Source organism: Staphylococcus sp. EZ-P03 (assembly GCF_003344575.1).
Taxonomy (GTDB): Bacteria; Bacillota; Bacilli; order Staphylococcales; family Staphylococcaceae; genus Staphylococcus; species Staphylococcus simulans_B.
Map to the genome: position 1 here is coordinate 14,956 of NZ_QPMO01000026.1, position 15,063 is coordinate 30,018.

General features: G+C 40.1%; 14 protein-coding genes. 12 read left to right on the forward strand and 2 right to left on the reverse strand.

Going from position 1 to position 15,063, the window contains the following annotated elements; translation table 11 throughout:
* Nucleotides 1–11: 11 nt before the first annotated feature.
* Nucleotides 12–707, reverse strand: a complete 696-nt coding sequence (locus DVJ99_RS11645; RefSeq protein WP_114604347.1) for a response regulator transcription factor — start codon at nt 705–707, stop codon at nt 12–14.
* Nucleotides 704–3,334 (reverse strand): sensor histidine kinase, encoded by a 2,631-nt coding sequence (locus DVJ99_RS11650; RefSeq protein WP_114604348.1) that lies wholly within the window; start codon nt 3,332–3,334, stop codon nt 704–706. Before DVJ99_RS11650 ends, DVJ99_RS11645 begins: the two co-directional genes overlap by 4 nt.
* 170 nt (nt 3,335–3,504) lie before the next feature.
* Between DVJ99_RS11650 and kdpF the strand changes: the two genes are divergently transcribed.
* From kdpF to DVJ99_RS11705, 12 genes are all read left to right on the forward strand, one after another.
* Nucleotides 3,505–3,585 (forward strand): K(+)-transporting ATPase subunit F, encoded by an 81-nt coding sequence (kdpF, locus tag DVJ99_RS11655; RefSeq protein WP_105994417.1) that lies wholly within the window; start codon nt 3,505–3,507, stop codon nt 3,583–3,585.
* 24 nt (nt 3,586–3,609) lie between these two features.
* Nucleotides 3,610–5,289 carry a potassium-transporting ATPase subunit KdpA gene (kdpA, locus tag DVJ99_RS11660; protein ID WP_114604349.1) on the forward strand — a complete coding sequence of 560 codons (1,680 nt, stop codon included), beginning with the start codon at nt 3,610–3,612 and terminating at the stop codon, nt 5,287–5,289.
* 33 nt (nt 5,290–5,322) lie between these two features.
* A complete protein-coding gene (locus tag DVJ99_RS11665; RefSeq protein WP_114604350.1) occupies nt 5,323–7,344 on the forward strand; it encodes a K(+)-transporting ATPase subunit B in 2,022 nt (673 codons plus the stop codon).
* A 12-nt stretch (nt 7,345–7,356) separates the two neighbouring features.
* Nucleotides 7,357–7,920: a potassium-transporting ATPase subunit KdpC gene (gene kdpC / locus DVJ99_RS11670; RefSeq protein ID WP_114604351.1), complete on the forward strand. Its 564-nt coding sequence runs from the start codon at nt 7,357–7,359 to the stop codon at nt 7,918–7,920.
* Between the two features lie 12 nt (nt 7,921–7,932).
* A complete protein-coding gene (locus DVJ99_RS13180; protein ID WP_162912203.1) occupies nt 7,933–8,088 on the forward strand; it encodes a hypothetical protein in 156 nt (51 codons plus the stop codon).
* A gap of 680 nt (nt 8,089–8,768) precedes the next feature.
* Nucleotides 8,769–9,653, forward strand: coding sequence for a patatin-like phospholipase family protein (locus DVJ99_RS11675; protein WP_114604352.1), 885 nt, complete (start codon nt 8,769–8,771; stop codon nt 9,651–9,653).
* Between the two features lie 15 nt (nt 9,654–9,668).
* Nucleotides 9,669–10,349 (forward strand): thiaminase II, encoded by a 681-nt coding sequence (gene tenA, locus DVJ99_RS11680; protein ID WP_114604353.1) that lies wholly within the window; start codon nt 9,669–9,671, stop codon nt 10,347–10,349.
* A gap of 154 nt (nt 10,350–10,503) precedes the next feature.
* A complete protein-coding gene (locus tag DVJ99_RS11685) occupies nt 10,504–11,076 on the forward strand; it encodes a biotin transporter BioY (RefSeq protein WP_240430854.1) in 573 nt (190 codons plus the stop codon).
* Entirely contained in the window at nt 11,057–11,728 is a 672-nt protein-coding gene (bioD, locus tag DVJ99_RS11690) for a dethiobiotin synthase (protein WP_114604354.1), read from the forward strand. Before DVJ99_RS11685 ends, bioD begins: the two co-directional genes overlap by 20 nt.
* Entirely contained in the window at nt 11,725–13,083 is a 1,359-nt protein-coding gene (bioA, locus tag DVJ99_RS11695) for an adenosylmethionine--8-amino-7-oxononanoate transaminase (RefSeq protein ID WP_114604355.1), read from the forward strand. The genes bioD and bioA overlap by 4 nt, the downstream gene beginning before the upstream one ends.
* Nucleotides 13,084–13,187: 104 nt before the next feature.
* A complete protein-coding gene (locus tag DVJ99_RS11700; RefSeq protein ID WP_114604356.1) occupies nt 13,188–13,925 on the forward strand; it encodes an acetoacetate decarboxylase in 738 nt (245 codons plus the stop codon).
* A 174-nt stretch (nt 13,926–14,099) separates the two neighbouring features.
* Nucleotides 14,100–15,008, forward strand: coding sequence for a hypothetical protein (locus DVJ99_RS11705; RefSeq protein ID WP_114604357.1), 909 nt, complete (start codon nt 14,100–14,102; stop codon nt 15,006–15,008).
* The last annotated feature ends 55 nt before the right edge of the window (nt 15,009–15,063 follow it).

Below are 15,063 nucleotides of genomic sequence, written 5' to 3' on the forward strand. Positions count from 1 at the left end.
TTGTTATGCTGCTAAGTAAGATGCATCATTTGGTAGCCGATTCTCGGGTGTGTTTGAATCAGCTTTTTGTCATTGTATTCGGACGCATCAATCGCAAGTTTCTTTCTGAGTGAAGCCATATGGACACGCAAAGCCGCCATTTCAGTTTTATTGACATAACCATAAAGTGCTTTTAACAGTGTCTGATAGGTCAGTACTTTGCCGACATGATGGCTTAAGACATCCAGCAATTGGAATTCGTTAGGTGTCAGACGGACTTCTTGTCCTTCTATAAAGACCGTTTTAGCGTTGAAGTCGACATAAAGCGGACCGTTTTCGAAGCGGTCTTCGATTTCTTCATTGCGGTTATACATCCGCAAGACGACACGAATACGTGCACGCAATTCATCAATACTGAAAGGTTTAGTCATATAATCATTGGCACCGCGGTCTAAGGCTTCGACAATGATATGTTCTTCATGTCTTGCACTGATGACAATAATCGGTATATCTGATTCTTTACGGATATTATGAATGACATCTAAGCCATCCATATCCGGCAATCCTAAATCTAATAGAATCAAATTCGGATGTTCTGTACGGATTCTGAAATCGACTTCTTTGCCTTGTTGGGCTTTGACGACTTTATAATAGTCCATGGTTAAAGACACATCGATCAGATGCAGAATTGATTCATCATCTTCTACAATCAATACGGTTGTATTCATGGTTCCACCTTCTCACTTTGGTTGATAGGTAATGCAAAATAAAAGATACTGCCATGCGGCTGATTTTCTTTATAATGCAGCTGGCTGTTATGCTGCTTGAGAATCAGCTGGACTAAATAGAGTCCTAACCCTAAACTATCTTTCTTATTATCTTTAAAATAATCTCCAGAATAATAAGGTTCAAAGATTAATGCACGTTCTTTCTCGGGAATACCGACGCCATTATCATACAGCTCAAATTCAATGCGTTCTTCCTTTTGTACGACTTTTAAAGTCACCGGCTGACTGGCTTGTGCATGTTTAATCGCATTATCTGTCAGATTGAACAGGACTTGCAAGATTAATTTACTATCGATATCGATGAGTTCAATAATATCTTCTGCTTCAATCTGAACTTTTCTGCTTTGGTGTCTGCGCATCAAACCTTCTTCATATTCTTCAATTAATTCATCTACAAGGTAAGGGTAGCGCAAGACTTTGATTTCAGAGCTCTCTAACTTTGTTAAAGATAAGATGTTGCTGACGAGGGTGTGCAGATATTGTGCCTCTTCATACGATGCACTCAGCAGCTGATCTGACTCTTGTGCTTTCATATTATCTCTATGATACAACATCATATCCAAGTTGCCGATAATCGAAGTAAGCGGTGTTCTGATGTCATGCGAAATCGAGTGCAAGAAGTTAGAACGTGTCGTTTCTCGTTCCGCTTTAATCATAGATTGGCGTGTTTGTTTTAAGAGATACACATTCTCTACAGCCAGGGTCAAATCATTAATCATCGACTCTAAAATAGAGTTGTCATATGCATCTACTTCATCTGTATCTGTGAAATGAATCGAAACAATGCCTTTTACCGGTGCGGTACCGATTGGGATACACATGGCTTTACTGCCGGGAAATGTATCGGTTAGCCGGCCGGCACGTTTTTCATTTTCAATCACCCAATCTAAAGTTTCAGTATCTGACAAGTGTTGTATATCTTTTGAGCCGAAGGTCGCTTGAGACACAATCCGCTGCTGTTTTACTTCGAATGCTGTGACGGTTTGATTGAGCAGCTGATGAATCTGTTCAGCAGAGACATTCAGTAATTGTTCAATAGTATAAGACTGTTTAATCGTCTGGTTGAAGTGCAGCATTGTATTCGTACGGTAGAGCTGGCGTTCTGTCAATGTGTGCTGATACTTTAAATTCTTTAACAAAGCACTCGTCAATAAACTCGCAAAGATACTCGTCGCAAAAGTAATCGGATAAGCGAAGCGATACATCTCTAAAGTAAAGCGCGGTACGGTAAAGAAATAGTTGAAGACAAACACATTTAAGATCGAAGCCGCAAACCCTATGAGATAAGACTGTGTCCAAATCGATAATATGATAATCCCGATGAGGAACATCAAGAGAATAATCGTACTCGACTCGCTTTTATCAAAGGAATAGACCCACATACCGATTAAGACGCAAAGTGTTTGAATGACAATCATTTTGAAAATATCAATCGACCATCTCGTTGTCGGTGCAGTATTGGTTTGAAGCTTAGGTTTAGGCTTAGTACGTACATACTTAATCGGAATAATCTCTATCTTATAATGATGCGGCTGTTCTGTCAGTGCATCTAATAATGACTTCTTAAAGTAATCTTTCCATTTTGGTCGTTCTGCTTGGCCTAAGACCAGTTTTGTCACATGTGCATGTTCGCACCAATGATTAAGTTCTGCAGCAATGTTTTGTGCATACAGCACTTTGATTTCTGCGCCTAATGATTTCGCAAGCATTAAATTTTTATGTGCATGGTGTCCCGGCTGCTGATCTGAAGATTTCTCAAAGATATCAATATATATCGCGGTGAATTTCGCATGTTCTTTGTAGGCTGCTCTGCGCGCTTCTCGGATGACGCCTTCATTATAAATACTGCCGCTGACTGCCACTGCAATATGCGGTGTAACGTCTGTATGTTTGGTTTTATATCGTTGTTCCTTCTGACTCATAATATCTGCGACAGTACGTAAAGTTAATTCACGCAGCTCTGTTAAGTTTTCATACGTAAAGAAATGCGAAAAGGCAGTTTCTAAACGTTCTTTCTTATACACCTTTCCGGCTTTCAATCTTTGTATCAGCATATCTGGAGAAATATCGACCACTTCAATAGCATCTGCCGACATAATGAATTGATCAGGGACCCGTTCCTTTACTTGAACGCCTGTCATTAAGGAAATCTGTCCGCTTAAACTTTCTATATGCTGAATGTTGATAGTCGTCCATACATCTATACCATGGGCTAAAATTTCTTCAATATCCATATAACGCTTCAAATGCCGATTCTTTGAGACGTTGGTATGGGCGAGTTCATCAATCAATACAATATCCGGCTGCGCTTCGATAATTGTATTGACATCTACATAATTAAACGTATGACTGCCGAATTGATGCGAACGTGTTTCGATTTGCGGCAGCTGTTCAGCCAAACGGTTGGTTTCAATTCTTTGGTGCGGTTCAATATAACCGATTTTAATATCAATACCGTCATGATAGGCATCAATACCATTCGATAACATTTCATATGTTTTTCCTACGCCTGGGCTGTAGCCTAAATATAATGTCAGCTTGCCGCGTTTGATGGACTCTTCTTGCATTCTGACTCACCACGCTTTTGTTTATTTTATCTATAGTATATACAACTTTTGACAGACCTCACGTCTTTGTTCTTTATCTTTATAACTTCTTTATAACTTTCCTGAAACGTTAATACTTCCGTTATACATTGCTTGGTAAACTGTGGCTTGAAAGTAAGGAGGGACGACAAATGGGAGGAGTACTTGTCGCGGTGATTATCGCGCTTATTGTGTATTTATGCTATGCGCTGTTGTACAGTGAAAAATTTTAATTAATGAAAGAAGGTCAGTTTGAGATGAGTATCGTTATCTTTATAGGTGTCTTCATTGCGTTGACATACATCGTCAGCAGATATCTCTATTCTGTCGCACTGGTGACACCCTCAAAAATGGATAAAGTATTTCAGCCGATTGAACATGTGATCTACCGCATTATCGGCACAAAGCTTGAACATATGTCAGGCAAAACTTACATTAAACACTTTTTAATTGTAAATGGGTTGATGGGTTTAATTTCATTCTTATTCTTATTAGTTCAGCAATGGCTGTTTTTAAACCCGAACCATAATATGAACCAATCCGTATCACTTGCCTTTAATACTATGGCATCGTTCTTAACCAATACGAACTTGCAGCACTATGCAGGTGAAACAGGTTTGACGTATTTAACACAAATGTGTGTCATTACTTTCTTAATGTTCACATCTGCAGCTTCTGGTTATGCGGTATGTATTGCGATGTTAAGACGATTAACAGGCGTGACGGATGTCATCGGCAACTATTATCAAGATATGACGCGCTTTATTTTACGCGTACTGATTCCGTTTGCGTTTATCATCAGTTTATTCTTAATCAGCCAAGGTACACCGCAAACGTTAAAAGGCAATTTGGTAATCGATACACTTTCTGGTGTAAAACAAACGATTGCCTACGGTCCGATGGCTTCCTTGGAATCGATTAAACACTTAGGTACAAACGGCGGCGGTTTCTTAGGCGCTAACTCGTCTACACCGTTTGAAAACCCGACTTATTGGTCTAACTATGCAGAAGCATTAAGCATGATGTTATTACCCGGGTCATTAGTTTTCTTATTCGGACGTATGCTGATGAAAGATAAAGCGCATATCCATAAACATGCATGGATGATTTTCATCGCAATGCTTGCAATGTTTATCGGCTTTTTAAGCTTATGCTTATTCGCAGAATATGCAGGCAATCCGATCTTGCATCAATTAGGCATTGACGGCGGCAATATGGAAGGGAAAGAAACACGATTCGGTATCGGACTTTCTGCACTCTTCACAACAATCACGACTGCCTTTACAACTGGGACAGTCAATAACATGCATGACAGTTTGACACTGCTTGGCGGTTTAGTACCTATGGTACTGATGATGCTGAATGCTGTGTTCGGCGGTGAAGGTGTCGGACTGATGAACATGATTATTTATGTGATGTTAACCGTATTTATCTGCAGCTTGATGATTGGGAAAACACCAAGTTATTTAGGCATGAAAATTGAAGGCAAAGAAATGAAATTAATCGCACTATCATTCTTAGTGCATCCGCTGCTGATTTTAATCTTCAGTGCACTTGCCTTTGTGGTACCGGGCGCACAAGACGCGATTACAAATCCATCATTTCACGGTGTATCGCAAGTGTTGTATGAATTTACATCTTCTTCTGCGAACAATGGTTCTGGCTTTGAAGGTTTAGGAGACGATACAACATTTTGGAACATTTCTACAGGGATAGTAATGCTGCTGGCACGCTTTGTTCCGATTGTGCTGCAACTGTTAATTGTTTCAAGTTTAGTCAGCAAGAAAACGTACCAAAACCAGCATCAAGATGTACCAATCGACAATGTCTTTTTCAGTGCGGTACTGATTATCTTTATTATCTTGTTAAGCGGTTTGACATTCTTGCCGGATTTATTGCTTGGACCTATCGGAGAACATTTATTACTGCATGGATAACCATGACGATGAAGAGATAAGGAGGAACATACGATGGCACAATCTGCTCAAAGTATGCAAAAGGATTTGATGAAACAAGCCTTTAAAGAAAGTTTCGTCAAAATGAATCCTAAATATATGATTAAGAACCCGATTATGTTCGTGGTTGAAGTAGGTATGGTTTTGGCATTTATCTTGATTTTTGTACCGGATTTATTTGCACAAGAATCTGTATCGCGCCTTTATCTGCTCAGTATCTTTATCATTTTATTACTGACAATTTTATTTGCGAACTTCTCAGAAGCACTCGCAGAAGGCAGAGGGAAAGCACAAGCCAATGCATTGCGCCAAACGCAAACCAATATGACTGCACGCCGTATTCAATCTGACGGCAGTTACGAAACGATTGATGCATCTGATTTAAAGAAAGGGGATATCGTCCGTGTTGAAACGGGAGAACAAATCCCGAATGACGGCACAGTCATCAAAGGTATTGCGACAGTCGATGAATCGGCAATTACAGGGGAATCTGCGCCTGTCATCAAAGAATCAGGCGGCGATTTCGACAATGTTATCGGAGGTACAGTGGTCGCATCTGACTGGCTGGAAGTCGAAATTACTTCTGAACCCGGTCATTCATTCTTAGATAAAATGATTGGACTGGTTGAAGGTGCAACACGTAAGAAAACACCGAATGAAATTGCATTGTTTACGCTTTTGATGACCCTGACAATTATTTTCTTAGTGGTAATTTTAACGATGTTTCCGCTTGCGAAGTTCTTACACTTAGATTTATCTATCGCAATGCTGATCGCATTAACAGTCTGCTTGATTCCGACAACTATCGGCGGCTTGCTTTCTGCGATCGGTATCGCCGGAATGGACCGTGTGACACAGTTCAATATCTTAGCGAAAAGCGGGCGTGCTGTAGAAACATGCGGTGATGTCAACGTCTTGATTCTAGATAAAACCGGAACGATTACTTACGGCAACCGTATGGCAGATGCTTTTCTGCCTGTGAAGACATGCGATTATGAACACTTAGTTAAAGCAGCTTATGAAACATCTGTCGCAGACGATACGCCTGAAGGCAAAAGTATCGTTAAACTCGCATACAAACAAGGCATTGATTTACCGCAAGAAGTCGGTGAATATCAACCGTTCAAAGCTGAAACACGTATGAGCGGTGTCGTCTTCAGTGATAGAGAAGTCTATAAAGGTGCACCGAACAGTATGTTAAAACGCGTAAAAGATGCTGGCGGTACGATTCCGCCGGATATTGAAAGTATCGTAAAATCTGTCTCTAAAAAAGGCGGTACACCGTTAGTAGTAATCGAAAATACAGAAATCTTAGGTGTCGTTTATTTAAAAGACGTGATTAAAGAGGGACTCGTTGAACGTTTCCAGGATTTACGCAACATGGGAATTGAAACAGTTATGTGTACCGGAGACAACGAATTAACAGCCGCAACTATTGCTAAAGAAGCAGGCGTTGACCGCTTTGTGGCAGAGTGCAAACCAGAAGATAAAATCAATGTTATCAGAGAAGAACAAGCTAAAGGCCATATTGTCGCAATGACAGGAGACGGTACGAATGATGCACCGGCACTGGCTGAAGCGAATGTCGGACTGGCAATGAACTCCGGAACAATGAGTGCCAAAGAAGCCGCGAATTTAATAGACTTAGATTCTAACCCGACAAAACTTATTGAAGTGGTGATGATCGGCAAACAATTATTGATGACACGCGGTTCATTGACAACGTTCAGTATTGCGAATGATATTGCGAAATACTTTGCGATTCTACCGGCAATGTTTATGGCTGCGATGCCGCAAATGCAGCACTTGAACATTATGCAGCTGCATTCTCCGGAATCAGCGGTATTATCTGCACTGATCTTCAATGCATTGATTATTGTATTGCTGATACCGATTGCGATGCGCGGTGTAAAATTCAAAGGCGCATCTACACAAACGATTTTAATGAAAAATATGCTGGTCTATGGGCTTGGCGGAATGATTGTACCGTTTATCGGTATTAAACTCATAGATTTAGTCATTCAATTCTTTGTATAGGAGGCAATTGCCATGCATGTATTCAGAAATAGTTTAGGACTGGTCATCATGATGCTGCTGCTGTGCGGTTTTATCTTTCCGTTAGCAGTAACCGGGGCAGGACAAGTACTCTTTAATGAACAAGCCAACGGCAGTCTGGTAAAGCAGGATGGTAAAGTGGTCGGCTCGAAATTGATCGGCCAGCAATGGACAGATGCGAAATACTTCCACGGCCGTATCAGTGCTGTGGATTACAATATGGATGAAAAAGCAGTCAAAGAAAACGGCGGACCGGCTTCAGGCGGTTCCAACTTCGGCAATACGAATCCTGAATTAAAAGAACGTGTTGAACAAACTATCGATAAAGAAGGCAAAGGGCTGCCTGTAGATGCAGTGACTGCTTCAGGTTCAGGTTTAGACCCGGATATAACGGTTCAAAATGCGAACAGACAAGCAGAACGTATCGCTAAAGAACGTAATCTTTCACCAGATAAAGTCAAACAAATTATTCAGCAGCACAAACAAACGTCGCCTATGGCCGACCCATATGTGAACGTCTTGAAAATGAATATCGCATTAGATCAATTAAAGGCATAGGAGATGATGCATATGTGGATAATCAGTACGCTGATCTTATTTATCATAGTCCTCATTTTAGTCATTGATGATTTAAGAAAGACAGATGATCTGCACGCAAAAGATTACGAGCTGGAAATGATTGAAAAAGGCTTGATTGCTCAAAAACAATACTTTGACGAAAGATAAACACACTTACATCAAAGGGGGTGGTGCTTTATATGTGAGATGAGATTTTATCGTACTGTGCAAAGCACAGTGAAGGAGGCGATGATGTCCTGATAAACGCTTGATAGGAAAACATACTGAACACTACCTAACATCCAAACTGTTCAGACAACCTATAAAGATAACACATTTTTTCAGTGCATAAGACTTCATGTTCCTCCCCTAAAAAAGCATGAAGTCATAATCCCAAAATAAACTTGTTATGAAAGTAAACTCTATTCAATTCTATCCAATCCTTACAGCCGGTATGCTGCTAAAACAGCTGCCGGCTGTTTCTTGTGCACTTAAGCATACATAACTGTTTAAAAGCAAAACAGATAAAAAGACTGGGCAGGCAATAAAACGACTTAGGCACTAATCCCCAAAATCAACTGTAATAGGATTATACTCGCCTTATCCAAAAGCGGAGGTGAACTTCATGTTAGAAAGTATCATTGCGATTATTAAACAAATTGTTGCACAATTCATTTCTGGCGGAAAACAAGACATTCATTAAGCTTTTTGTTCATTTCGGTCGTCTTACTGATTTCAGTAAGGCGGCTTTTTCAATTATTAAGGGTTGAGAAATAGGGTAGAGGAAACTTAAGCGTAATATTGCAAGTTTGTACCTATGCATGTAAGAGACAACCTTAAATTGTTGAATGAAAGTAGTGATTGAAATGGATAAGTCAGCTTTAGTACTTGGCGGCGGCAGTCATTATGCGATAGCTTGGCAGCTCGGCTACTTGAAAGGGATGTCAGACTGCGGCATTGAATTAAGAGATGTGAAAGAAGTAGTGGGAACTTCTGCAGGGGCACAAGTCGGTGCATTGATCACCTCTGATTTACATTGGAATACGATATGGGAAGAACAAATCGAACAGCCGATTCAAGAAGATTCACCGCTGACAGACGAAGCCATGGCACAGCTGCAGCAAAAATTAAGAACGATTGCACAAGACGCAGAAACTGAAACAGCATGGGTAAATGGATTAAGCACTTTATCCAAGGCTGCACACCCTGACATCACACAAGCAGAGCGTTTTGAAATGATTCGCAAGCGTTTAGGCAGTGCGTCATGCGAAACATGGCCGAAAGCCCTGCATATTGTAACAACAGAATCAGAGACCAATGCACGTCATCTGTTCTCTTTTGATGAAGGAGAAGATTTGATTGAAGTGGTCACTGCCAGTTCTGCTTTCCCGGGTGTTTGGGCACCGGTTGAGATGAACGGCAGACATTATTATGACGGCGCCTCTTATTCTGCAGAAAATGCAGATTTGGCAAAAGATGCCAAAACGGTAGTCATTTTAGCTGCGGATTTGCCGATTGCCTATCCTTATGCTTTAGATGAATTAGTGGATAAGATGCGTGTTAAAGGACAGCGAGTACGTGTAGTGACACCGGATAAGCATGTTAAACAAATATTAACAGACTTTAAAGAAAATGCGATGAATCCTAAACTTAGGACTAAGATTGCTGAAGCAGGTGCGAAACAAGGTTATAATGATGTGGACGCTATGTACCAATTTTGGAATCAACATTAATGAGGAGGCAGAACAGTGACACAATTTACAGATCGATTGTATCAACGCGTTGAGCCTATTTGGGCATCTTATATGGAACATCCTTTTATCAAAGGATTGGCAGATGGTTCTTTGGATGAGGAGAAATTCAAACATTGGTTAAAACAAGATTATATTTACTTAATTGAATATGCGCGCTTATTCGCAATCGGTGCAGCAAAAGCAACCGATTTAACGATGATGTCGACATATGCACAATTAATGGACGGTACGTTGAATACCGAAATGAATCTGCATCGCAATTATGCCAAATCATTCGGCATCAGCGAATCAGAATTAGAGGCGACAGAGCCTGCCGAAACAACAACGGCATATACAAGTTATATGCTGAATATGGCGCAAATCGGCGGTGTTGAAAATGTCATTGCGGCTATTTTGACGTGCACATGGAGTTACAACTATATCGGCTTGAAACTCGATGAACAAGATGCCGCAAAAGATCACCCGCTGTATCGAGAATGGGTAGATATGTATGCATCAGAGGAATTCACACAATTTAAAGAAGACTGTGTACAATTGATGAATCAAGTGACAGAGGGACGTACAGAAGCGGAACTTCAAGCTTTAGAAGATATCGTCGTACGTACAAGTTACTATGAATATAAATTCTGGGACATGGCAGAACATCTTCAAACATGGGATGTCCCGGTAAAATAAAACAAAATAGTTTAAATGATTACCTCTTATGCTCAATGGCTAACGCTGTTGAGCATTTTTTTATGCATGTTGTTACGACAAGCAGCTTTAAATGTAAACTAAATAATAAAATAAGTTTACATTTAAGAAACAGAGTACTAAAATAACTTTTGAGGTGATTAACATCAAGACAAGAGATTTAGTATTTATCAGTTTATTTACAGCACTTACGATTGTTTCAAGCATGCTGCACTTTACATTAGGGCCGATTCCCTTCTCGCTTCAAATTGTCACAGTCTTTATTGTGGCGCATTTGTTCAGTTTGAAAATCGCATTTTGGAGTCAGGCTTTGTATGTGGTGATGGGTTTGCTCGGGCTGCCGATCTTCGCAAGCGGCGGAGGGCTTTTTTATGTAATGAAACCGACGTTTGGATTCTTAATCGGTTTTGTCGTTGCGGCTTTAGTGATGGCCATACTGAAACAAAAATGGACACAGCGCAATTTTGTGACAACGTTCCTAATTAATTTAGCAGGAACTGTGATTATCTATGTGTTCGGATGTGTTTATTTTTATTTCATTATGAATTTTGTATTACATACACCGATATCAGCAAGTCAGACTTTCAGCGGTATCGTCTTGCTCAGCGGTCCTGGAGACATCATTTTAGGTGCGGTATCAGCGGTATTGATTTTACGTTTAGAGAAAGTAATGAAAGGAGCTGGCATTCGTGAAGGTCTTCATCACTAGTACAGGTACAGATGCAGGGAAGACTTATGTAACTTTATTGCTGTATCGTGCTTTATCAGCGCATGGTTATCATGTCGGTTTGTATAAACCTTTTCAAACCGAAGAACAAGCAGACGGGACGTATCCTGACTTAGAAGCGTATCGCAAAGTCAGCGGTTTAGATTATGAGACGACTTCGCTGTATCGTTTCCATGAACCGGTATCTCCGCATTTAGGATTTAAATTAGAACCTCATCAGCAACTTAACAGATCAGCTGTCATAGAGAAAGCCGATCAGCTTGCGGAACATTTTGATGTGGTGCTGATTGAAGGCGCAGGCGGTTTAGGCGTACCGATTTATCAAGACAAAGATACATTTTACATGACCGAAGATTTAATCAAAGATACTGCAGATAAAGTGATTAGCGTAGTACCGTCTCAGCTCGGTGCCATCAGCGATATCATTATGCATCAGTATTATTTAACAGCGCATCATTTGCCGGAGAATATTTTGATTATGAATCGTTTCAGTACTTCTATGATTGCTCAAGATAATTATGAAACATTAACCCGATATTTAGCACGCCCTATCTACACATTAAGCGAAGGGGCAGAAGTCCGAGAAGTGTCTGAGGCCCTGATAGAAACTATAATGAAAGGTGAAGTGTCATGAACAAACAAGCATTAATTCAAGCAGACCGTGATTATGTCTGGCATCCGTTTACGCAAATGGGTGTGTACCGCGAACATGATCCGATTATTATTGAACGCGGAGAAGGCAGTTATTTATATGATATTGATAATAATGCCTATTTAGACGGTTATGCCTCTTTATGGGTCAATGTCCATGGGCATAACCATCCGAAATTAAATCAAGCAATTACAGAGCAACTAGGCAAAATTGCCCATTCGACGTTGCTGGGTTCTTCTAATGTGCCTTCGATAGAACTTGCGAAGCGTTTAGTTGAAATTACGCCTGAGCGATTACAGAAAGTCTTCTATTCTGATACAGGCAGTGCCGCAGTGGAAATTGCGATTAAGATGGCGTATCAATATTGGAAGAATTTAGATGCAGAACGTTACGCTGAGAAGAAGAAATTTATTACGCTGAAGAATGGATATCATGGCGATACGATCGGTGCGGTCAGTGTCGGAGGAATTGATACGTTCCATGCGATTTTTAAGGATTTAATCTTCGAGAATATTCAAATCAGCTGTCCGTCTTTATTCCAATCAGAGTATGAAACAGAAGCGGCGTTAGTTGAAGGTTTAGTAGAGGAAATCAGAACTGTCATAGAGCATCATGGCGATGAAATCTGCGGCTTTGTATTAGAACCTTTGATTCAAGGAGCGACAGGAATCTATGCTCAACCGCCGCATTTTATCAAAGCAGTGGAACAACTTTGCCGAGAGTATAATATCTTATTGATTGTGGATGAAGTAGCGACAGGTTTCGGCCGTACGGGAACGATGTTTGCGTGTGAACGTGCAGATGTGAACCCGGACATTATGTGTCTTGCAAAAGGTATCACAGGGGGATACTTGCCGCTGGCCGCAACGATGACTTCTCAAGCTGTGTATGATGCCTTCATAAGCAATCGCCACGCAGATAAAACATTCTTCCATGGCCACACATATACAGGCAACCCTGTCGTATGTGCTGCGGCAATCGAAAGCTTGAATCTGTTTGAAGAAACACATTTAATCGACCATATCAGTAAGACATCCGCGTTACTAGAAGACAATCTGAATGCACTTAAGACATTAGATTATGTCGGGAATGTCCGCGGTTATGGTTTGATGTTCGGTGTAGAATTGGCAGACCCGTCAGATCCTGCACAACCCCTTGCAATTCCAACAGTGGAACGCATCATTCAAACGTGTAAGGAAAATGGTTTGATGATTCGTAATTTAGAAAATGTAATTACCTTTGTGCCGGTCTTGAATATGAGTTTATCTGAAATACAAAAGATGACAGATATCTTTAAAGCCGCATTAGCGCAAGTATTAGAAAATCAAACCGTTTAAAAAATAATTCTGTACATCAATGCCGTAATCTTTCGTTTAGATTGAATCTCCTTGATAAAGACTATAAGGTTAGAGTAGATAGAGAAAATCAAGGAGGAAGTTGCGTGAATAAAAAAGAATTATTCGATATGGCATCTACACCTGTCAATGCGCCGACGTATTCTAAAGTAGATGTGCATTTTCGAAACCGCGAATTTTTAAATATTGTATATAGAACAGATATAGAGAAATTGAAAGCTGTAGTACCAGAGCCGTTAAAGGTGACAAGTGATTTAATCAAATTTGAAGTGATCGATATGCCTGATAGTACAGGACTTGGATCTTATACAGAATGCGGACAAGTGATTCCGGTCGAGTATAATGGTGAACAAGGCGAGTATTACTTAGCAATGTATTTAAACAATCAGCCTGCGATTGCGTTAGGAAGAGAATTGTCGACGTTCCCTAAGAAATACGGCGAACCAAGACTTTATGTCGATAATGATACATTAGTCGGCACATTGGATTATCATTCATTACGTGTGGCACAAGCGACGATGACCTATAAATATCATCCGATTGAAGAAGCGGAAGCAAAAGAGCTGATTACAAAACCAAGCTTTATGCTGAAACAATTGCCGAACTATGACGGGACACCTAGAATTTTAGAAATGACACGTTCTCAAATTACAGATATTCAAATTAAAGAAGCATTCAGAGGCGATGCACGCTTGCAACTATTTGAACATGTCAATGCACCATTAGCAGACTTCCCGGTCAAAGAAATCGTAGATGCACAACACATTCTTGCGGATTTAAGATTAGGCAAACCAGAAGTTGTACATGATTATTTAAATGAATAATAAATAGATAAGGAGAAATGAGACACGAGGTCTTGTTTCTCCTTTTACTTGTTATGCAGACGCTATATGGACAGTATATGTCTACCATCAGAAATACATATCTTTGTTGTGTTCGATTAGGGTATAATGCAATTAAGTATCGAAAAATAGAATATACGAAAGCAGGGGACATGTATGAAATTCAGATATATAGGTGCAAGTCTTGCCGCGTCTGCATTATTATTGACGGCATGCGGACAAAAGGAACAAAACGAAGATACAAAGCAAGAAGAAAAATCAAATCACAACCAAGATAGTTCAAACCAGCAAGAACAAAACAATCACAATGAATCAGACAGTCATGAGAACAATAATGACACACAAAATGAATCTTCAAAAGAATCATCTTCTAAGGAAAAATTCAGTGATTTGAATACCAACAGTAAAGAATATTTAGCACGTGTTTGGTTAGGTGTGTTAGAGAGTTATCAAGATGGCGGCAGTGATTTTGATTCCATCACAATTGACCATTTAGATGTATCTGGTCAGCATATGTATAACCAATATACTGTACGTTATGACGAAGGAACATATGTATTAGCAGCTACTCCGACAGCTGCCGGTCATGTCGTATATAAAAACAATGGAGACGGCACAGTAACGATTTATCCAGTACCGAGCCATTTCCAAGATCGCCGCTGGATAGAGCCTGGATTCAGCCGCAGCGAATCACAAAGTATTATGAACCAAGGCAAAGTAGTACCGCTTTATGATGGCGATGATGCATTGGTACATCAAGTAGAAGGCTGGATCAGCGACGGCACAAAAGTACCTGAATCTAATGCGAGCAATATTGAAACAGAAACTTCTGAAAGTACTTCTGATGAAGATACAGTAACACGCGAAAACGTTATTGATAAAGTTGAAGAATATGAAGGCCATACATTAGATACCAGCACGTATACATTCAAAGAGCCTGAAAAACGCAGTGACGGCGGATGGGGCTTCTCTATTTTAGACAAACAAGGCAACCTTGTCGGTTCTTATATCATTGATGCGGACGGTACTGTGACAAAATTTGATGAAAACGGCGATGAAGTGTAAGTATTCTTCATCATCAAAAAAGTATAAGACTAAAAGAACTTCCTTATGGTTAACT